This window comes from Psychrobacter sp. NPDC077938 (genome assembly GCF_044542635.1).
GTDB lineage: Bacteria > Pseudomonadota > Gammaproteobacteria > Pseudomonadales > Moraxellaceae > Psychrobacter.
In genome coordinates, this window is the sequence record NZ_JBITUW010000002.1 from 513,983 (window position 1) to 535,832 (window position 21,850).

At 44.1% G+C, this 21,850-nt stretch carries 17 protein-coding genes; 6 read left to right on the forward strand and 11 right to left on the reverse strand.

The annotated features are described in order from the left end of the window. Nucleotides 1-25 precede the first annotated feature (25 nt). From ACIGBM_RS05610 to uraD, 3 genes are all read right to left on the reverse strand, one after another. Nucleotides 26-1,357: a urate hydroxylase PuuD gene (locus ACIGBM_RS05610; protein WP_397477041.1), complete on the reverse strand. Its 1,332-nt coding sequence runs from the start codon at nucleotides 1,355-1,357 to the stop codon at nucleotides 26-28. A 111-nt stretch (nucleotides 1,358-1,468) separates the two neighbouring features. Continuing rightward, nucleotides 1,469-1,837, reverse strand: coding sequence for a hydroxyisourate hydrolase (gene uraH / locus ACIGBM_RS05615; RefSeq protein ID WP_397477042.1), 369 nt, complete (start codon nucleotides 1,835-1,837; stop codon nucleotides 1,469-1,471). Between the two features lie 77 nt (nucleotides 1,838-1,914). Beyond that, entirely contained in the window at nucleotides 1,915-2,436 is a 522-nt protein-coding gene (uraD, locus tag ACIGBM_RS05620) for a 2-oxo-4-hydroxy-4-carboxy-5-ureidoimidazoline decarboxylase (RefSeq protein WP_397477043.1), read from the reverse strand. 523 nt (nucleotides 2,437-2,959) lie between these two features. Here uraD and ACIGBM_RS05625 point away from each other — a divergent pair. Beyond that, nucleotides 2,960-3,625: a TetR family transcriptional regulator C-terminal domain-containing protein gene (locus ACIGBM_RS05625; protein WP_057759606.1), complete on the forward strand. Its 666-nt coding sequence runs from the start codon at nucleotides 2,960-2,962 to the stop codon at nucleotides 3,623-3,625. A gap of 318 nt (nucleotides 3,626-3,943) precedes the next feature. On the opposite strand, the gene ACIGBM_RS05630 is transcribed toward ACIGBM_RS05625, so the two are convergent. From ACIGBM_RS05630 to tolQ, 5 genes are all read right to left on the reverse strand, one after another. Further along, nucleotides 3,944-5,350, reverse strand: coding sequence for a nucleobase:cation symporter-2 family protein (locus tag ACIGBM_RS05630; RefSeq protein ID WP_397477044.1), 1,407 nt, complete (start codon nucleotides 5,348-5,350; stop codon nucleotides 3,944-3,946). A 505-nt stretch (nucleotides 5,351-5,855) separates the two neighbouring features. After that, the gene (locus ACIGBM_RS05635) at nucleotides 5,856-7,148 is read right to left on the reverse strand and encodes a translocation protein TolB (RefSeq protein ID WP_397477045.1); all 1,293 of its coding nucleotides are present in this window, start codon (nucleotides 7,146-7,148) and stop codon (nucleotides 5,856-5,858) included. Nucleotides 7,149-7,284: 136 nt separating this feature from the next. Further along, a complete protein-coding gene (locus ACIGBM_RS05640; RefSeq protein WP_397477046.1) occupies nucleotides 7,285-8,307 on the reverse strand; it encodes a cell envelope integrity protein TolA in 1,023 nt (340 codons plus the stop codon). Between the two features lie 73 nt (nucleotides 8,308-8,380). Then, a complete protein-coding gene (gene tolR, locus ACIGBM_RS05645) occupies nucleotides 8,381-8,839 on the reverse strand; it encodes a protein TolR (protein WP_397477047.1) in 459 nt (152 codons plus the stop codon). Then, on the reverse strand, nucleotides 8,836-9,558 hold the full coding sequence (tolQ, locus tag ACIGBM_RS05650; RefSeq protein WP_057759620.1) for a protein TolQ: 723 nt from the start codon (nucleotides 9,556-9,558) through the stop codon (nucleotides 8,836-8,838). Before tolQ ends, tolR begins: the two co-directional genes overlap by 4 nt. Nucleotides 9,559-10,186: 628 nt before the next feature. Between tolQ and ACIGBM_RS05655 the strand changes: the two genes are divergently transcribed. The 3 genes from ACIGBM_RS05655 (at nucleotide 10,187) to ACIGBM_RS05665 (ending at nucleotide 16,188) form a co-directional block, all read left to right on the forward strand. Continuing rightward, nucleotides 10,187-11,482, forward strand: a complete 1,296-nt coding sequence (locus tag ACIGBM_RS05655) for an NCS2 family permease (protein ID WP_101204806.1) — start codon at nucleotides 10,187-10,189, stop codon at nucleotides 11,480-11,482. Between the two features lie 738 nt (nucleotides 11,483-12,220). Then, nucleotides 12,221-15,484 carry a bifunctional proline dehydrogenase/L-glutamate gamma-semialdehyde dehydrogenase PutA gene (gene putA / locus ACIGBM_RS05660; protein WP_397477048.1) on the forward strand — a complete coding sequence of 1,088 codons (3,264 nt, stop codon included), beginning with the start codon at nucleotides 12,221-12,223 and terminating at the stop codon, nucleotides 15,482-15,484. 11 nt (nucleotides 15,485-15,495) lie between these two features. Further along, the gene (locus ACIGBM_RS05665) at nucleotides 15,496-16,188 is read left to right on the forward strand and encodes a 1-pyrroline-5-carboxylate dehydrogenase (RefSeq protein ID WP_397477049.1); all 693 of its coding nucleotides are present in this window, start codon (nucleotides 15,496-15,498) and stop codon (nucleotides 16,186-16,188) included. A 191-nt stretch (nucleotides 16,189-16,379) separates the two neighbouring features. Here the strand turns inward: ACIGBM_RS05665 and ACIGBM_RS05670 are convergent, their stop codons facing one another. Beyond that, nucleotides 16,380-17,552 (reverse strand): JmjC domain-containing protein, encoded by a 1,173-nt coding sequence (locus ACIGBM_RS05670; protein WP_397477050.1) that lies wholly within the window; start codon nucleotides 17,550-17,552, stop codon nucleotides 16,380-16,382. Nucleotides 17,553-17,742: 190 nt separating this feature from the next. On the opposite strand from ACIGBM_RS05670, the gene ACIGBM_RS05675 reads away from it, so the two are divergent. Further along, on the forward strand, nucleotides 17,743-17,928 hold the full coding sequence (locus tag ACIGBM_RS05675; protein ID WP_057759633.1) for an NF038104 family lipoprotein: 186 nt from the start codon (nucleotides 17,743-17,745) through the stop codon (nucleotides 17,926-17,928). Nucleotides 17,929-18,141: 213 nt separating this feature from the next. Here ACIGBM_RS05675 and purB read toward each other — a convergent pair whose 3' ends face one another. Both purB and mnmA read right to left on the reverse strand, forming a co-directional pair. Beyond that, nucleotides 18,142-19,533, reverse strand: coding sequence for an adenylosuccinate lyase (purB, locus tag ACIGBM_RS05680; RefSeq protein ID WP_057759636.1), 1,392 nt, complete (start codon nucleotides 19,531-19,533; stop codon nucleotides 18,142-18,144). 212 nt (nucleotides 19,534-19,745) lie between these two features. Next, on the reverse strand, nucleotides 19,746-20,858 hold the full coding sequence (mnmA, locus tag ACIGBM_RS05685) for a tRNA 2-thiouridine(34) synthase MnmA (RefSeq protein ID WP_397477116.1): 1,113 nt from the start codon (nucleotides 20,856-20,858) through the stop codon (nucleotides 19,746-19,748). Nucleotides 20,859-21,232: 374 nt separating this feature from the next. On the opposite strand from mnmA, the gene ispF reads away from it, so the two are divergent. Next, nucleotides 21,233-21,736, forward strand: a complete 504-nt coding sequence (gene ispF / locus ACIGBM_RS05690) for a 2-C-methyl-D-erythritol 2,4-cyclodiphosphate synthase (protein ID WP_179797303.1) — start codon at nucleotides 21,233-21,235, stop codon at nucleotides 21,734-21,736. Nucleotides 21,737-21,850: the final 114 nt, after the last annotated feature.

Here is a 21,850-nt window from a genome sequence, read left to right on the forward strand (position 1 = left end):
AAGGACAGTTATTTTTTATCACAAATTAAAGTGATGATGCATAGGCCACGAGCTGCTGACGCTCCGCATCCGTCAACTGAGTAATATTACCAAGCGGCATATAGCCAGTCTGTACCGCAGTGACGATTTTCGCTTTATGAATTTTTAAGTCTTCTGGTGTCTGCAAAATGATTCCTGCTGGTGGTGCGGCGAAGCCTTGCTGTGTTGGCTGCACAGCATGACAGGTGCTACAGCGCGTATGCACGACATCCATCATAGCGTCATCTGCTGATGCGCTCACGGGTACGGCTTCAGCAGTAGCTGCATCAGTGCTAATACTGTTATTAGCATTAGCAACGGTATCAGTGCTTGAGTCAGTAGTCGCGCTTATAGCTGGCGGCGTGCTATCAGTTGTTGTAGGTGCTACGGAGGCAGTAGCAGGCATTGCAGGCAATGGCTCAATCGGCTCAGGTCGCATCCAAATAATCAACAATACGGTTAATACGGCTGGAATGACCAAGTAGCGTGGTTTTTTATGACCTAAGTGCTTTTGGTTAAAGTAATGACGGGCAGTCGCGGTAATGATACCGACGAAGACCAATACCAACCAACCTTTCTCATGAGCATACATCATTGGGTAATGGTTGCTGATCATGGTAAAAATCAGCGGTAGGGTAAAATAGTTATTCATCAGTGAGCGATTTTTGGCTTGTAATGCCAATTCAGCCACTTCTTTACCCGGTTTTTCACCGCGCCGCACACAGTCAACGAGTGCACGCTGAGCCGGCATAATACCGAAGAATACGTTACCTACCATCACCGTGCCCAAGATAGCACCGATATGTATAAATGAGGCGCGATCACTAAATAGCTGGTAAGAACCCCAGCTCGCGATGACCAGCAAGATAAAAATCAAGGTACTAAAGATAAACGCGTTTTTACCCAAATGACTGCGCACGATAACTTCATAAATGAAGTAACTGCCAAACAAGAAAAGCAAGCTGGTGGCAATGGCACCGATACTAGTAAAAGGCACTTTGCTTGGGTCGATCAGGTAGGCAGTTGCATTGGCATAATAGACGATAGACATCATCGCCGCACCCGTCAGCCAAGTGGTATAAGCTTCCCACTTAAACCAATGTAGCGTTTTGGGCATCTCTTCGGGTTCGAGTTTGTATTTGGCAATCTCATAAAATCCGCCGCCATGGACGGCCCAAAGATCACCCGAAATGCCTTTGTCTGTTTTCCACTGTGGCGGTTTGCGTAGGCTTAGATCTAGCCACACAAAATAAAACGATGCACCAATCCATGCTACCCCAGCGATAACATGAAACCAGCGGAAAAATAAACTCAACCATTCGAGAAGATAGGCGCCCATGTAATAAATGTCCTTTAATATGACAGTGTCTTGATAAAATGTCTTGATAATTTCTTTTGATAGTATTTCTTGAACACTAATAACAACGCAGAGAGCTAAACAGCGCCAAAGCTACGATCCGCGATAAGTGCTATAACCGTGCGCACTAAGCAGAAGTGGCACGTGATAATGACTGGCATCGTTTACCACAAAGTCGATAACCACTTGCGGGTAAAATGCTGTCAGCTGCTGAGCATCAAAATAAGACTGAGTATCGAACGTTACGGTATAGCGTCCGGTATCTAGCTGATGCTCTGTGCTATCGATGGCTGTATCAAACTGCCAAGCGTCTGGTGTGACACGGCCATCACTATTGGTTGTACCATGCGCTAGTAATGTGGCGACACCATTGTCTTGTACGCGGTGTAAGGTAACGGCGACATCAGCGGCAGGTTTGCCAAGATGAGTGTCTAGGATATGTGATGATAGGGTGGCAGACATGATGCTTCCTTTAAATTTGTGAAAAATATAAATCGGGTGAAAATGCTAGTCTAACTCTGCGACTACTATTTGCTTGTCTAAGCATTGTCTAGCAATTTAGTTAAACGTAAACGCGTAATTTTATTCTGTTCAGCGGCTGCATTTGCCAGTTCAGTAGCACGATCATTAGGCAGACGCGCTAATAACAGATCCAGCATTTGCTGCGCGCTTTTACCGGTCGCAAAGACAATAAAAATAAAACCAAATTTATCAAGATAGTCTCGATTGCCTTTGGCAAGTGCTTCGAGCACCTCATCTGCTGCATCGTTAGCGCCTGACTGTTCGTGTGCAGCGCTACTTTGTGTGTTGCGGTATTTTTCTTTTAGAGATGCCACGTTACCGATTTGCGGATGTCCATCAAACGCTTCTAATAAGTTAGCCTCATCGTTTTGTACTTTGTCCCAGATAGCGTCGCTACTTTCTAGCAGTGCATCAACGTCTGCAAAAGGGCGAGCGTCTGCAAGTTTATAGGCCCAACTTTTACTGGTGCAGCAAGTCAATAGCTGAGCGATGGCGACTTCTTGTGATAGGTCGTTGAATTGCGCTAAGGTTAAGCTCACGATGACATCCTTTTCTAATAGAACAGCCCGTTATCTGTATCGGGCGATAAATGTTTGATAGAGGTTTATACCTTATGATTATTTGCATAAACTTATAGGTATAAGCAGTAATCTTGATAAGTGGCGGTTGCTTCAGCTTCATGAATAATTTGATTAAGCTAGCAGCTACTAATTTGCATAAAATCAAAAGCTGATAATCTATGTGTTCGTAGTCAGAGCTTTGGCGCTTATATACGCTTTGCATAATTTCAAGTTATAGTGAACTGACAATATGAAACAGATTTGCTAAGGAAACACTGATATTTTAGCCGTCCAAAACGTCTGGCAAGAGGTAGTTAATGACGGCGTAATTGATTTACAGTTCCCATTTTGCTAAAACCTGACTAATTGGTCAACTGTTTTATGCGAAATATTTTTATTTAACAGGTTATGCTGATCAAATCTATGTGTTTATATAAGAATACACAGCAAAATATAGCGACTATTTTGTCGAACCTGTCTCTTAAAGTGAGATACCACTGCTATGACTCAAAACAATCAAAAGGAAGAAACCTCAGTGACTGATACGCCCTCGCACCGTAGCCAACAAGCCATTCGCGCACAGAATCAAGCGCTTATCTTAGCGGCAGCTGAAGAAGAGTTTGTGCTTCAGAGCTATCGCGGCGCTACGATGCAGGGCATTGCCGATAGGGCAGGCTTACCTAAAGCCAATGTTCACTACTACTTTAAAAATAAAAAAAACCTCTACATGGCAGTGCTACGCTCGATCATTCAAGAATGGAATGAAGGCTTGGTAACCATGACGGTAGATAGCGACCCAAAAACAGTCATCGAAAAATTCGTCCGTACCAAGCTACATCAAGCCTTTGTCAATCCAAGTCGCCATAAACTATTTGCAATTGAAGTCATCGGCGGTGCACCGCATTTGCATGAATTTATGTCCACCACGATGAAGGAGTGGGTACACGATAAAGCACAGGTAATGAAAGAGTGGCACAAGCAAGGCAAAATTGGGATTACTGATCCTCTACAACTACTGATTTTGATTTGGGCGACTACCCAACGTTATGCTGAATTTGAGATTGAAATCGTTGGATTAATGGATAAGACCGCTTATGACGCAGCAGATGAAGCACGTGCGGCAGACTTTCTGGTACCTTTTATTTTAAAAGGCTGTGGCCTTGAATGATGACAAGGTACCTATTTGACAGGGTGCCTATTTGACAAGGTGCCTATTTGACAGGGTGCCTATTTGACAAGGTGCCTATTTGACAGGGTGCCTATTTGACAAGGTGCCTATTTGACAGGGTGCCTATTTGACAGGGTGCCTATTTGACAGGGTGTCTATTTGACAGGGTGTCTATTTGACAGGGTGTCTATTTGACAGGGTGTCTATTCAATAAGTCAGGTGCTTAATCAGCGAAGTGCACAGATTGTTTCTATTTTTCTGTGCACCTCATTTACGGCGAAACACTTCGATATGTTCAGCCCTAGCTTACGCTTAGCCTTACGCTACTTCTTGCGTTGGTTCTAAACCGTCGTCAGCATGCTGTGCTTTGGTATCAAACTCGATGCCATAGTTTTTGGGTAAAATCATATCAAGGGTGATGGCCACAATCCCTGCCATCGTTACCGCTGAGCCAAAGATATTCTGAAAGAACTGCGGCGTTTGTGACAGTACGTCAGGGACAAAGGCGATACCCGTTGCCAGACCCAGTGAGGTGGCAATGATTAAGACATTACGATGCGTAAATTGCACGGTAGATAAGATGCGAATGCCAGCAGTCGCCACCGTCGCAAACATAAGTAGCGTGACACCGCCAACGACAGGCTTCGGTAATTGCGTAAAAATAGCACCAAGGACAGGGAATAGTCCCATCAGGCATAGGAGGCCGCCTACATAGAAACCCACATAGCGACTGGCAATACCCGTCATTTGGATCACACCATTGTTTTGGCTAAAGGTCGTCACAGGGAAGGTATTGAATACTGCAGCAATCAGAGAGTTAACACCATCTCCTAGTACGCCGCCCTTGATGCGTTTCTCATAAAGAGGGCCTTTGATCGGTTCACCTGATATCATTGAGGTAGCCGTCAAATCGCCTGAGGTCTCGATACTGGTAATGATGTACATAAAGGCAATAGGAATAAAAGCCTGCCAATCAAAACCAAAGCCATACTTAAAAGGGATCGGCACCGTAAAAAAAGCCGCTTCAGAAACCAATGAAAAATCGATACGTCCCATAAATACGGCCGCGATAAGGCCGAGCATCAAACCGATAAAGATGGCGCTTGAGCGAATGACTTTATTATTGATGATGCTAATCAGTACGACACTTGCCAGCACACCACCGCCCAAAAGTAAGTTCGGAATGCTACCAAAATCCTCAGCACCAAACCCGCCCGCTAAGTCAGTCAGACCTACCTTGGTTAATGACAAACCAATCGTGACAATCACGCAGCCTGTAACAATAGGGCTCATAAAAGATTTGAGTTTGGTTATAAATTGACTCAAAAATATCTCAACAAATGCACCGAGAAATGAAACGCCAAAAATAACGGATAATATCTCTTCTGGACCACCGCCGCGGTTTTTTACCACAAACCCTGCCGTCAGTACTGCTGCCAAAAATCCAAAGCTGGTACCTTGCAACGCCATGAGGCCAGAGCCAACAGGACCTACTTTACGAGTCTGAATAAAGGTTGCGACGCCAGATACTATCAATGACATACTGAGAAGGTAGGGGATATGCTCTCCTAAACCTAATGTGCCACCTATGATAAGAGAGGGTGTGATGATACCTACAAACGCTGCAAGTACGTGCTGTATAGCACCTAAAAATGCTTTAATGGGTGTAGGACGGTCATGCAGTCTATACAGTAAATCGGTATTCGCTGGAACGTTTTCACTCATGGTGGTTTCCTCCTAAAATAACTGCTTAGCACCCGCTTAACTGTAGATATCAGACAATGTGGTAGATCACGAGATCAAAGTTTTAACCCAATCTTTGACTTGTTTTTTTATCGATGTAAACAATAGGGGTACGCATCCGTCTGTAAGATAAACAATGAAAATAACTAATATATGTTGGCTAATATTTGAACAACCTGACCAATTAGTCAGGTCTATTTAGGGTATAGGTAAAATACAAGTCATTGCAATGTTTTTTTTGGTACTAGTGCGTTTACAGTTTTGTTACGAAAGAGGGAGGGTTAGGTAACATTGGAAGGTAGATCAAAGACGAGGGGTGCTGACTATTGAAAGTAAATAAGTACTAAGACCTATCGTTATTTCTATTGCTGTTTTTTAAACAAAAAAAAGCCCAACCATAACGACTATGATTGGGGCATTTCAATTTTGCTTAACGGTTGATACTTATTCCACTATAACCAAAATTGCTACTTTAGTGTACGACCAATTATTTTGGGCTTGATGACCATACGGGTGAGCGGATAACGCCTTGTCCTGATTTACCAAACGCTTCGCCACCGTTGAGTGATTTGATGGTTAGTACGCCTTTGCCGCCTTGGGTCGATGCGTAGACCACGCGTTTACCGTTTGGTGAGAAGCTTGGTGCTTCGTCGATACCTGTATTGCCAAGATTGGTAGTGATAGCACCATTACTATTCATAATAGCTGCTGAGCGCCCACTCAAAAAGGCAATTTGTGTACCGTCACTGCTAAACTGCGGGCTGGTTGCATAACCACCGTTTGACACTTTAGTCGTTTGGCCCGTAGCAAACTCGTAGCGATAGACTTGCGGCTTGTTAAAGCCAGTTTTATCACTGACAAACACAAAAGATTTACCGTCTGGTGCATAGCTTGGTTGTACTTCACTGCTTGGTAAATTAGTGAGCCTTCTAGGTGTACCGCCGCTGGCGCTCATCTCATAGATATCAGCGCTACCTTCAAAACTACTAGAGAATAATATCTTGCTGCCATCAGGAGAGAAAGACGGGCTTAGGTTACTACCTGAAAAAGGCGTCAGGGCAGTTGCGCCGCCGCCACTGACGTTTTGCACGTAGATGACGGGATATGATTTTTCACGTTGTACTGAGTAGGCGATACGGTTGCCATCAGGTGACCATGCTGGTGAGAAGATAGAGCCTGTCACTTCAGTAATGGTTCTAGCATTTTCGCCATCAGCATCCATCACTTTGAGACGCGAGATCTTTTGCTTGCCAGTTCCTGTTTCTTCAATATAAGCAATGCGTCCTGAGAAATCCCCTGGAATACCAGTAATCAGCTCGTACACTTTGTCTGCGATGACATGACCGGCATAACGCATGCTTTCTCTATTGTTGTCAGCGCTTAGGCTTTGCTTGCCTTCTATCACACGACCAGATTTGACATCGATGACTTCATAATCGGTGATTATTTTGCCACGACTGGTACGCGTACTGCCGACAACCAGATACGGTATGCCCATGCTTTGCCAAACAGGTAATGTACCTGTCAGCTCTTTACTACTGTGCGGCTGCTGCGGTAGATCTTGATTGGTTACTTTTAGCTCGGTTTTACTCAAGTCATTTAATACAATCGGTGATAAGACCGAGTCACCCGCAAACGGCACAAACGCGACTTGGTTTTGCTGAACAGGAATCTCATAGTCCAATTCTAGTACAACAGGTGCAGCGAGCACGCTTTGCGATGCTAGTAATGCTGAGGTACTGGCGAGTAACGATACTAGTAATTTTTTTTGGGTACGCATGAGTAAATGGAGCTCCTAAAATTAGTATGATATTCATTTTTTATTTAATGAGACAAGCATCTAGATGAGGCAGCAACCTATGCGAGACAAGCCGCTTAACGTCACGTTACCAATATTATAAGAACCTAGCAACCGATTAATTGCTGCCTTTAAACTGTATGGTAAAAGTCGGGTATTTAGGGTCATCAGCATCAATCGGGAGACTGCCAGTATTGAGTACCGCTTGTCTTGCCGCTTCGTTGACCGTGCTATCAGGTCCAGAGGCGGTCACATTGATCACATTGCCATTTGCATTGACAGTGATGGTTAGGGTGGCGCGTTGAGTAGAGCCTCGCGCGGCGGTAGGCGGCGTATAGTTGCGCTTGATTAAATTGATGATTTCGCTGTTGCTGGCACCGCGACTGCCACTGGATGCAGAACGACTACTGCCCTTGGACGTACTAGAGGTTGACGTATCACCAGACATAGTAGACTGCCCATCTGATAGGCTAAAAGTTTTCCCTGCATTACCAGAGCCAGCAGTATCAATCTCAATATTGCGATCAGTAGCAGTGGGACGTTTTATCTTTGGTGGATTGTTTTGCTTTTGACGAAACTCTCCCAGCCTTTTTTGTTCTTCTATGAGCTGATCACGTTTGCTTTGATCGACTTGATCAAGCTCTTCCATGGCTGATTCGTCTAGTTGTGCTGCCCACTCAGCCATTTTGCGTTCATACTCTTGATTCTGCTCAAATAGCCGTTGTTGATGGTCTTCGCTCATAAGTATAGGTTGACCAGCTGGCTCCTCAGATCGTGTAAATACAGGTACGCGCTGAGAGCTTGACTGACTTGGATTTTGCACACTGACGCTACTACCAGATACTTCTGGCTGAGCACTAGTGGACGAGTCGCTAGTGCTACTATCCATCTGCATTGCACTGGCTGCTGCACGGTTGGCCAGTATTTGTCCTTGCATTTCAGCAAGCTGCTCAGGAGATACCATGACCGTCTCGATACTACCAGCAGTCTCAACTTCAGTGGTTTGATAGTTATAAACCAGTATGCCAATGACAAGGCCATGCGCCAGTAAGCTTAGCAATGTAGGCAGTGTTAGCCCATTGCTTTCTGGTTCGGTAGGTACATAGACGGCAGGAGCATTATGCATGGTAAGGATACTCATGAACGTGATTTTTCAGAATGATTACTAGGATTGGCTATTATGATATAAGATATTTACTAAAGGACGCTGATCACTATAAAGAAGGCGTGGGTAGTGGTGCACCAGTCAGTAAACCCACCTTTTCGATACCTGCTTGTTGCAAGGTTGCCATGAGTGTCATGATGGCACCGTACTGATTGTTTTGGTCGGCATTGATCATTACCTGTACTGGCTCAGCGTTACTATTATCGCTCTGAGACTGCAGGTTAGATAATGTATTAATCAGCTCAGGCTCACTTACAGGCATGTCGACATTGCTTTCATAGCTGATAAAAATATCACCTTTATCAGTCAACGAGACAATCACAGGTAATTGGCTTTGACTCATGGTATTGGTTTGCTCTTTTGGCAGATCAACATCGACGCCTGTAATCAGCATCGGCGCTGTCACCATAAATATCACCAGTAGCACCAGCATGACGTCAATGTAAGGTACGACGTTCATTTCTGCATTAAGGGCTTTTTTTTCACGGCCGTAGGGGTTTGGTTTCATAGCCCTGTCACCTGACCTGCATTAACTTGGGTTTCTTTGCTAATAGGCGCTTGTACGCTGGTCTCACGCTGCAGCATGCCTGTCATCTCATCACAAAATAAGGCACGCGAGTCATATAGTCGGCTCGATTTTGCTGTGAAGTGGTTATATGCCAATACCGCAGGGATAGCGGCAAACAAACCCATGGCTGTGGCAATCAGTGCTTCGGCGATACCGGGAGCGACAGAGGCGAGGGTAGCTTGCTCAGTTTGAGACAGTCCCAAAAAGGCATTCATGATGCCCCATACTGTACCGAACAGTCCGATGTACGGAGCAACGGAGCCAATGCTGGCTAGCGTCGTCAGTCCTGACTCGAGCAATTGCTGCTGACGACCTAAGCCCACGCGTAGCTTGCGTTCAACACCATCGATAATGTCGTCTTTAGGTTGACGCTTTTTATGCATTCTCAGGTATTCTGAAAAGCCCACATAAAAAATTTGCTCAAGTCCTTGACGGTCAGGAGAGCCCTGAATGCCTTGATATAGCTTGGCCAAATCTTCGCCTGACCAAAACCAAGTCTCAAATTGTTGATCAAAGTTTTTGGCTGTACCAAGTCGCGCACTCATGCGAAAGATAATAACCCAGCTGAGCAAAGAGGCTAATAACAATAGTGCCATCACAATCTGCACCAATAGACTGGCTTGGGTAATAAGATCGACAATATTTAATGATTCAGGCATGTAATGGACTCACGAATAATTGATAACAGCTGGCTGGAATAGTGATATCCGAACCAGACAACCTCTAAACAAACACTATTTACTTTTTATTATTTAATACGCAGCACGTTTCTTTACTAAAAATTTGTAACTGTGCTTAGAAAAATGCTGCAACAGTAAGTATCGCGATTTAGGTATCGGTATAATAACCCCCTAGTTTACTTCTAAATGAGAGAAAGGTCATTATTAATGTGTTAAACGACTATTTAGTTGGGCTGCTATTGATTCATTCAATAGTTAGTTGGATAACATGAATAATGACCGAGCAAATACTTACTACCTAAAACTCATGACTCAAACCGAATATCACCTTAATGACGAATAGAAAGTAGTTTTTCGAATAGCGTAGGGCAACATGGCTGTATGTGGCTTTTCATATGGCTTTTCTGACCAATAGTCTTGAAGTCTCTCAAAATCGCATTTTGTACGAGATAGACATTATCAACGATTGAGTTTGTAAGATAACTGGTCTAATATGTTACGCTTTGTTACTACATTATTCTTATTGTGGCATCATTATTTTTTCGCTGAGGTCATGTTTAATTTTAGGTAATGATGACTTTTTATTAGCCAGTCGGGGGCGACACTTATGAATGCAATTGAACGCTATTTTGGGATTAATGGTGAAAATACCACGATCAAAACAGAAATCATCGCTGGTATAACCACGTTCTTGACGATGGCTTATATTATCTTTGTCAACCCTAACGTCTTAGCCGATGCAGGTATGGATAAAGGGGCCGTATTTGTAGCGACCTGTATAGCAGCAGCAGTAGGTTGTTTCATCATGGGTATCTACGCCCGACTACCAGTTGCGCTCGCACCAGGTATGGGTCTTAATGCCTTCTTTACCTATGGTGTGGTGCTTGGTATGGGCTACGCATGGCAGACAGCGTTAGGTGCGGTGTTCTTGTCTGGTTGTATCTTCGTACTATTGAGTCTATTTAAGATTCGTGAAGCAATCATTAATGCCATTCCAACGTCTCTCAAAAACGGCGTAGTCGCTGGTATTGGTGCGTTCTTGGCGTTTATTGCATTGCAAAGCGCAGGCATCATCGTCAATCATGATGCAACCTTAGTTGGCCTTGGTGACATGACGTCATTTGGTCCTGTCATGGCTTCATTAGGTTTTGTTGTTATCATTGGCCTGTCTTATAAGAGAGTCCCAGGTGCGGTAACCATTGGTATTTTATTGGTTGCACTGATTAGCTTATTAATGGGCTATACACAGTTCACAGGTATCATCTCTTCACCGCCTTCTATTGCACCGACGCTTATGCAGTTAGACATTGCTGGTGCATTTGATGTAGGTATGATCAGTGTTATTTTTGCTTTCTTATTTGTCGATTTGTTTGATACTGCTGGTACTTTGATTGCTACCACTAGCCAAGCAAAACTAACGGACAAAGATGGCAATATCCCGAACATGGGTAAAGCACTACTCGCTGATTCAACAGCGACAGTAGCGGGTTCTTTATTGGGTACTTCATCGACGACCAGCTATATCGAGAGTATCTCTGGTATCGCCTCAGGTGGCCGTACAGGCTTAATGGCTGTTACGGTAGGTGTGTTATTCCTGTTTAGTATTTTCTTCTCGCCACTAGCAGGTATGATTCCAGCTTATGCAACGGCTGGCGCTATCTTTTATGTAGCCGTACTTATGATGGGTACCCTAAAGGACATTAACTGGAGCGACTTAACAGAAGCGGCACCAGTGGTCGTGGTATTGCTATTCACACCACTTACATACTCTATCGCTGACGGTATCGCACTTGGTTTTATTACCTTTACAGCTGTAAAAGCAATTGCAGGCAAGTTTGCAGATATCAGTATCGCTGTCTGGATTTTGACTGCTATATTGTTGTTCAAGATTATTTTCTTATAATGCAAAGTGTAGTAAGACATTAATAGCATCTTAAACAAAAAACCCTCCTTACCAGCTGATGATAAGGAGGGTTTTTTTTGTCAGCATTATAAGCCTATCGTCTTAATTTGAGCTCAGTATTCTTGGGGGTAATGTTTAGTATTTCTGATACCAGTATTAAGTAGGGTGATGCCAAACTATGGGCAATAGTAAACAAAAAAACGTAACCAAAGCGTCATGGCCAATAAAGTGCTTGTAAGTTATTGTTATTTAGATATATATTAATTTATGAAAATAATAAATTTCGTTAGTTTGAAAAAAACTTTCGTGATATTATAGCCGAGTTAAGCGCATCACCTCAATCAACGCCGTAGAGGTTTTTCTTACAGTGAATTAGCATCACCAAAGATGACAGATTTGTGATTATTAGAGCGATTTTTCGGTTCAATAAGGCGATATTTGGTCATCACACTCCTTTCACTACTAACAAGAAGAAGGCACTAATGCCGCTTAGCTTTTCGTTGTTGCCTTTGTATTGTTAACGTAGCCCGTTTAACAGTCGAACGACCTACTTAACCGTCTCCAGCCTATGCTGGATTTTTAGTTTTGTGATGGCGCCGTTTGGTCTTTTGATTATTGCTGTGAATATCCGTCAATAACCCCTATTTTTTGATAGCGGTTATGAGCAGTTATACAGGACGATCAGACTTCCTAAAGCACCATTTATTATGGTTTTTAAACGATAGTTATGGAGTTATTATGAACCCAGTAGACCAGTTTACCCCGCAAGAGCCGATCTTGTTTAATCCTGTTGATATGCTGTCGCCTGAGTATCTCGCCCAGTCAGCAGAAGCGCTAAATAAGCGTATTTCGCCGCTATATAGCGCCGATGAAGAACGTTGGTTGTCTGAGTTATTGCCACTTGCCAAACCCAGTATAGAAGAACGCGATGCTGCTGCTGAGCAAACGCGCAAACTGGTCGAGCACGTACGTAATGATGGTAAAGCCGTCAAGATGGTTGACTCATTATTGCTTGAGTATAGCCTTGATACCCAAGAAGGTATCTTGCTAATGAGCTTGGCAGAAGCCTTGATTCGTGTGCCAGACAACTATACGGCTGATGCATTGATTCATGACAAAATGAGTGTGGCTGACTGGAAAAAGCACATTAAAAATGACAATGGCTTTATGGTCAATGCCTCTACTTGGGGCATGATGATGACTGGTCGCGTTGTCAGTATTGACAGCAGCACCACTGCATCAGGTTTCTTGGATCGCATGACTAAGAAGATGGGTGAGCCTGTCATTCGTAGTGCGATGCAAAAAGCCATGCGTATCATGGGCCATCAGTTTGTATTGGGCGAAACCATCGAAGACGCCAATAAAAACAGCCAACCATATCGTAATAGAGGCTATACCTATTCATTTGATATGTTAGGCGAAGCGGCGATCACGCATAAAGATGCGGAAAAATACTTCAACGACTATCTACATGCGATCAGAGCTACGGCGAACGTAAAAGTTAAAGAAGGCATGCCAAAGCCGTCAGTGTCTATCAAATTATCAGCACTGCATCCTCGCTATGAAGCTACGCAAGAAGCACAAGTAATGGGCTTATTGCGTCAGCGCTGCCTGCTATTGATTGAAGCGGCACGTGAAGTCAATGTCGATATCAGTATTGATGCTGAAGAAGCAGATCGCCTTGAGATTTCTCTAAAACTGTTTGAGTCTTTGTACCGTGATAATTTGACAGCGGACTGGGATGGTTTAGGTATCGTTGTACAAGGGTACTCTAAACGTGCTATCGCTGTATTAGCATGGCTTGCTCGTTTGTCTACTGAAGTCGGTGATCGTATTCCAGTACGTCTAGTAAAAGGTGCTTACTGGGATACTGAGATCAAACTTGCTCAGCAAAAAGGTCTATCAGGCTATCCCGTTTGGACACGTAAAGAAGGTACGGATACTGCATACCTTGCTTGTGCGCGCTTCTTATTGTCAGACCATCTGCGCGGGCTAATCTGGCCACAGTTTGCGACGCATAATGCGCATACACTGTCATCAATCATGACCATGAGTGCACATAGAGACTTTGAATTCCAACGTCTGCACGGCATGGGCGATGCGCTTTATGATCATATTTTGCAAGCTTATGAGATTCCTGTACGTATCTATGCGCCAGTAGGTGCACACAAAGATTTGCTACCATACTTGGTACGCCGCTTGTTAGAAAACGGCGCCAACAGCTCGTTTGTTCATCAGTTGCTAGACAAGTCTTACCCAATCGAAAAGCTAACAGTGCATCCATACGACAAGCTGCTTGGTAATGCAACATTGCACAATCCAGACATCCCGTTACCGTTAGAGATTTACGGTGAACGTCGTGCAAGTTTTGGCCCTAATATCTTTGTAGAGTCACAATGGTTGCCGTTCAAATCAGCTATTGATAGCCATCTGCATAAGACATGGTCAGCAACCTCTATCATTAATGGTAAAGCTGTTGATACTTACGAAGTAGATGGTCAAACGAATCAGCTTGATACGCAAACTGTACTTGCGCCTTGGAACCACGAAGTTAGTGCTGGTAAAGTAACTTATGCCAACGCTGAAGTGGCTCGCCAAGCGATTGACGTTGCTGTTGCCGGTCAAGATGTATGGAAAAATGTACCAGCTGCTAAGCGTGCTGAGATATTACGTAAGATTGCTGAGCTATACGAAGAAAACTACGCTGAGCTAATGGCACTATGCCAAGTTGAAGCGGGCAAAACCATGCAGGATGGTATCGATGAAATCAAAGAAGCTGTTGATTTCTGTCGTTTCTATGCTGACGAAGCAGAGCGTCTAGATGACGTCGTACATGAGTTCACAGACTTGGCTGGTAAGCAGTCTCGTCAAGTGTATAAAGCACGTGGCACTTTCGTTTGTATCAGTCCATGGAACTTCCCATTGGCTATCTATACGGGACAGATCGTAGCTGCACTTGCTGCAGGTAACACGGTAGTAGCGAAACCTGCTGAACAAACCAGTTTGGTAGCTCACTTTGGTGCCCAGTTGATGTATCAAGCGGGTATACCAGCAGAAGCATTGCAATTGGTCATTGGTGCAGGCGACGTAGGTGGTGCTTTGACGGCTGCTGATAATATCGCAGGTGTGATATTTACAGGCTCTACTCAAACAGCTCAACGTATTAACCAAAGCCTAAATGATCATGCACAAACCAGTGGCGAATTGCCTGTCTTTATCGCTGAGACTGGCGGTCAAAATGCGATGATCGTTGACTCAACAGCATTGCCAGAGCAAGTCGTTAGAGATGCGGTACTATCAGCATTTGGTTCAGCAGGTCAGCGTTGTTCAGCTTGTCGCATATTGTGTGTACAAGAAGAAATGGCGGATGATTTAATCGAGCTCTTGCAAGGTAATATGGCTGAGCTGTCTGTAGGTAATCCTCTATATGCTGCGACAGATGTAGGTCCAGTAATTGATGCAGATGCTAAGCATGGTTTAGAGGCGCACATCGAACGTATGAGTGCTGAGCCGACTGCTACTATTTTGGCGCAGACGCCGATGAGCTCGAGCTCAGTCGTCAGTCAAGAGAAGTCCACCTTTGTATTGCCAACCGCAATCGAAGTGAAGAGCATTGATGTGATCGGTGGTGAGCACTTTGGCCCAATTCTACACGTACTGCGTTACCAAGCACGTGATTTGAATAAGCTGATTGATGCCATTAACAACACAGGCTTTGGCTTGACGTTAGGTATCCATAGCCGTATCGAAAATACTGTTGAACACATTGAGCGCCGTGCCTTTGTTGGTAATACTTACATCAACCGTAACCAAATCGGCGCGGTCGTAAACGTACAGCCATTCGGTGGTTGTGGCCTATCTGGTACTGGCCCTAAAGCTGGTGGCCCGCACTATGTCGCGCGTCTCATGCAACTTAGCTCAGAATCAGTCAATGCTGAACAGTCAGCTGCTCATATGACAGCGACCGAAACCCAAACTACCACTCAAACAGAACTCGCATAAGGAGTAGCAACATGGCGACTGAATTCAAAAAAAATCATGCCCAGGTTTGTGAATCTTGGCGATTACTCGGCGCAGTGAATCGCGCAACGTATCTACAAGCAGCCATTCCAAAACTGGCATTGCTCACTGGCGATGCCAATAAAGCAAAGCGTTTATTCAACCATTTGTTGAGCGGTGCGCCTAGCTTGGATGAGATGCATCGTATGACAGGGGCAACAGGCGAGTCCAATGACTTGTATGTGACTGGTCGTGGTAAGACGATGGTCATCGGCGGCGAAACTGCTAGAGCCATGGCAGTATTAGGTCAGCTCATCGCGGCATTGTTGACAGGTAATGAAGTTATACTGCATTGCCCAAGCCAAGATGAGATGTGTAATGAAGCTGCTAAGATACTGCACGACACAGGTATCAGCGAAGATGTACTAAGTGTGGCTAACGATTCGCAAACGGTCACGCTTTTATATATCGATCGTCTAGCACAGGTGGCTGTCTCTGGTAGCCGCAGCGAAGTGCAAGTCATCAGTCAAGAGCTTGCCAATACTGATGGTATTTTGACGCAGGTTATTAGTGTTACTGATATGGAAGGCTTGTCAGAAATGCTAACGCCTGATTACCTACATCGTTTTGTCACTGAGCGAGTCAAGACTATCAATACCACAGCAATCGGTGGTAACGCGAGCTTGCTTGAGCTTGGTACAGAGTAGAATCACTGCATTAATTACGAATCCGCTTAGCCTTTATATCAATTCTCATAAAGGCTAAGCGGTGTTTGGTAGGGCTATAAATGCCAAACTAGTAATTGCAAAAAATGTATAAGAAAAAACCGCTATCTGCGTAATTATCAGATAGCGGTTTTTTTGTTTGCGTTGTTTGGCTGAAGTTTGATTATGAGATTTTATTCAGCCACATCCACCCATACCCAACCGTTCTCTAGCCATTCGCTCAAATCATCTGCATCAACATCGGTGACGTCTCTATGTTGTAATGCTTCACCATTGGCCAAGCGTACTAGTACTGCTATCGCAGCTTCATCGAGCCCATCGATACGTTGACCATTGGCGTACAGCACGGTGCCATCAGTGGTCTGGCTATAGAGTAGGCGGTTGCTATAGTCCGCCTGCAATGTGGCCCCTTCTGATAGCGCTTGCATAAGCTCATCGGTATCTAACGTTTCTTCTGGCATCAGCGCATCATATTGGCGCTTACTAACCACTTCAGAGACTGCTTGGCGAATCATATCATCACCGCGATCAGATTGTAGCATTTCTAGCAATTGCGCCTTGATAGCCGCAATGCTATCTGATTGCAATTCACCTGACGCTTGTAGCGCTTGCGGTAGTAACATCGGGATAAATAACTTGCTGTCATTGGTTGCGATATCGGCCACGCTATCGATGATTTGCATCAGGTTTGGACGGCGGCAACCAAACGAGAAAGTCAGACAGTCGTCTTGTGCCACACCGAAATGTGATAATTTAGGCGGTACATAAAGGACATCACCCGCTTCTAGTATCTCATCAAAGATCAGTTCGCCCATGTCGTCAAATAAACGCAGCGGCTCATCAGCAACAAACTCTGTCTGGTCATCACAGAATTTGCCTAGTTGCCAACGTCTAGAGCCATAGCCTTGTGCCAAAAACACATCGTAGTCGTCATAATGTTTACCAACCGACCCACCTGCTGGCGCATAAGAGACCATGATGTCATCGCGCTGCCATTGCGGAATAAAGTCAAATGCTTGCCACAATTGACCAAGCTCTGGTGACCACTGCTCAAGATTCTGTACCAATACGGTCCATTGCTCTGGTAGGTTTTCAAAATCCGTTTCATTCAGTGGGCTTTTTTTAAGTTGCCACTGTGCCTGACCTTCTTTTTTACTGGCTGCCTGAGTCAGCAATCTTGCACTAGCATCTTCTTCAAGCGCAAGACCAATCATATCATCTGGTTCAAACATATCAACTAGCTGCGGCAACCCTTGCTTAATAAGCAGTGGCTTCTTTTGCCAGTATTCAGATAAGAATTGCTCAGGTGTGATAGAGTCGGGTAAACAAAGAGAAATAGAAGTCATTGATAAATCCATATTTTGGCGGTGTACAAGATTAATAATAAGGGATGCTTTATAGGAGGGTTTTAATAGTTTAAGATTGTCATCTATTTGATGTCTATTATTTTGGTGACGTTTATATAGTACATATAAGCAATAACGATTATCAAAATAATAGCTGTCATCAGAGCATCCACTCAATCGTAGGAACGTTATGAAAAAGCTGCATTTTGTTGTCATCATCGCTAGCGTATTTTTGCTACAAGCCTGTGTCCATAAAATCGTCACAGTACCCGCAAAAATCGCTTACAAAACTACCAAAGGCGTGGTCAAAGGAACCGTTGCTGTGGGTAAAGCCATCATACCAGGCGACAGTGATGACGATGATGATAAAAAATAAAACCTTACTTATCGACTATGAGTTTTGAATCAAAAGCAATCGAATCAAAACCAATCATAGCGTTCAAAGTAAGGTTACTATTTATCCAGATAATAGCTATTAAGATAACAATTGAATAAGATAAAAGTGCTAGAAAGATAGGAGCGAGTAAACAATACTATGCGCTCCTACCTTTCTAGTCCGATCTTATTATCAGTATGCTCTTATTAGTTATTAAAGCTTGGCAATCCATTCTTTAATAGCGCGTGCTTGCTCAGCGGCATTACCGATATAAGTAGCAGGCGTCAATGCACGTAGACGTTCTTTATCCGCATCACTAACTGCCGATAGCTCATCGCTTTCGACGAACGTTAGCATGGCTTCACGAGTCATGGCATTACCACGAGTCAAGGCTTTTAGCTTCTCGTATGGGTTTTCAACACGGTAGCGACGCATGACCGTTTGAATCGGCTCTGCCAACACTTCTTGCGCTTGATTCAAGTCATCATTTAAACGCTGTGCATTTAGCTCAAGTTTACCCACGCCTTTTAGACAAGCGTCAAAAGCAATCATACTCTGTGCTAGACCAACACCGATATTACGCAATACCGTTGAGTCCGATAGGTCACGCTGCATACGTGAAATTGGTAGCTTCTCACCCAAATGGGCTAGCATCGCATTGGCAACGCCTAAGTTACCTTCAGAGTTTTCAAAGTCAATTGGATTAACTTTATGCGGCATGGTAGAAGAGCCAACTTCACCGTCTTTTAGGCGCTGTTTAAAATAGCCTAAGCTAATATATTGCCAGATATCACGGTTGAAATCGATCAAGATGGTATTGAAGCGCTTAACGGCATCAAACAACTCAGCGATATAGTCGTGTGGCTCAATTTGAGTCGTATAAGGGTTAAATGTTAGCTCTAAACGCTGATTGATAAACGCTTCAGCATGGCTCTGCCAGTCGACGTCAGGATACGCTGAAAAATGCGCATTATAGTTACCGACGGCGCCATTGATTTTACCTAATAGCTCTACTTGATTGATTTGCTTGATTTGACGGGCTAGGCGGTAGGCCACGTTTGCCATCTCTTTACCAAGTGTCGTTGGACTGGCTGTCTGACCATGTGTACGTGATAACATTGGCTGATCAGCGTGAGCAATAGATAAGTCAACGATGCTATCAGTCACTTGCTGCATTTTCGCAACGACCAGCTCGCGGCTGTCTTTGAGCATCAACGCATATGATAGGTTATTGATGTCTTCACTGGTACAGGCAAAGTGAATGAACTCAAGTGAGTCAATCAAGGCATCCTGACCACGGAACTTGTCTTTGATAAAGTACTCAACCGCTTTTACATCGTGATTGGTCGTCGCTTCGATGTCTTTGATAGCTTGAGCATCTGCTTCGCTAAAATCATCAACGATTGCATTCAAAAAAGCGTTGGTCTGGTCATCAAATGCTGCTAATTCACCAATTGCGCTGTTGTCAGCCAAAGACTGCAACCAGCGAATCTCTACCGTAACGCGAGCTTTGATTAGACCAAATTCAGATAAATAAGGACGTAAGCTGTCAGCCTTCGATGCGTAACGGCCATCAATTGGAGAGAGAGCGGTAAGTGGGGTCATGGTTATGCCTCAGTAGTTATGAAATAAAAAACTGCAAGAGTCTAGATAAAAAATTACCATATAAAAAACGACGTCGAAATCGTTGCGCGTAATATAGCAGAAATATGATATTAAAAAAGCGGTCTATGCAAATAAAGCGATGTTGACGCCCGCTAAAATCAATCTATTCACTGTGTCAACATCTGTGCTTTAAGTTGGGTCTTAGGAATCAATTAGAATCCGCAAGGTGCATCGATAGATTCAATCACGCCGCCGCCTAGACATACTTCATCGATATAAAATACCGCTGACTGACCAGGGGTGACAGCGCGCTGTGGCTCATCAAATACCACGCGCACTTCGCTGCCATCAGCATTGGTCGCAAATACGCGGCAGGCTTGGTCTGGCTGGCGATAGCGAGACTTTTCCATACATGCTAGACCTTCGTCGCTAAACACATCCGCAGGCGGTAAACCATCAATCCAGTCGAGCTTATAGGCTTTTAGCTCGTTGCTCATTAGCATTGAATGTTCATGCCCTTGACCGACGATTAAACGATTTTTCTCTAAATCTTTTGCCAATACAAACCATGGTTCTTCAGGACGGTCTTTAACGCCGCCAATACCGATGCCGCCGCGTTGACCCAATGTGTAATACATGAGACCGTCATGAGTGCCGATGACTTTATTATCATCAGTAAGTATCTCGCCTTTTTGGGCAGGCAGATATTGTTGTAAGAAGTCTTTAAAACGGCGTTCACCAATAAAGCAAATACCTGTAGAGTCTTTCTTTTTAGCCGTCGCTAAGTCATGCTCTTCAGCGATCTGACGTACCACTGGCTTTTCAAGCTCGCCGACTGGGAATAGCGTTTTGGCGATTTTGTCACCGCCAACCGCATGCAAGAAATAGCTTTGGTCTTTATTATTATCAAGCCCGCGCAATAGCTGTGCAACCTCTTCACCTTCAGCATTGGTATAGTTCACACTGCGGCGTGTATAGTGACCTGTAGCGATATAATCTGCACCAAGGGTCAACGCATAATCCAAAAACGCCTTAAACTTAATTTCTTTATTACACAAGATATCAGGGTTTGGGGTGCGGCCTGCTTTATATTCCGCTAAAAAGTGCTCGAATACGCGATCCCAATATTCCATAGCAAAGTTGGCCGTGTGCAGCTTCATACCGATTTTGTCACATACGGCTTGCGCGTCTGCTAGATCATCCATCGCCGTACAGTATTCGGTGCCGTCATCTTCTTCCCAGTTCTTCATAAACAAGCCTTCGACCTTGAAGCCTGCCTGTTGAAGTAATACGGCTGATACAGAAGAATCGACCCCGCCTGACATACCGACAATCACATGCTTGGTGCTAGGATTTTCGACATCAGCAAGTGTTAAAGGGCGATGAGCATTAAAAGACTCAGAAACGGTTGTGCTTGAGGTATTTTGTATGGCTGACATAAAACGGCTCAACTATTTATACGTTATCCAAAGTACATGCCGACGCTAAGTGTTATGCAATCACTACAACACGTAGTCTCAACACCATAATGTCAGCTTGTCTTTTAGATCTGGTATTATGATAAAATAAACGTCATATTATACCAGTTAATTGAAACTGGTGGCGACCGATGGTGTCTGGCTACCAGTAAAACCACTTTGAAAATTCAGATAGTGGTTTTGAATTATTTTAATCACCTTTAACTCATCTTGGAATAATAATGATAAAAATTGGTCAAGGTATCGACGTTCATGCTTTCCATAATAATGGTCAGCAGCAACAATATGTCATACTAGCGGGCGTACCTATTGAGCATACTCACAGTTTGCTCGCACACTCTGATGGGGATGTGGTCTTGCACGCACTTGCTGATGCACTACTTGGTGCATTGGCGCTTGGCGATATCGGGCAGCATTTTCCCGATACCGATGCGGCACATGCTGGATTGGATTCACGAGTACTGCTGCGTTATGTTTATAGCAAAGTGCAAGAGGCTGGTTATAGCCTAGGCAACGCTGATATTACGGTGATGTGCGAGCGTCCAAAGTTAGCGCCGCATAATCTGGCAATGCGAGCTAATATCGCTAGTGACCTGCAAACAGATATTAGCAATATCAGCGTGAAAGCCACCACGACTGAAAAATTGGGATTTACAGGTCGTCAAGAGGGCATCATGGCCAATGCCGTGGTATTATTAGTCCCTAATGCTATCGAACCTACATAGATAGAAATTCGTGCTTGTAATACAGCGGCAGTCGCCCCATGTATCAGCCACGTCTTTACACAATTATTTTTATATAAATAATCATTTTAATGAACCGCTTTATCAATAGGAGCT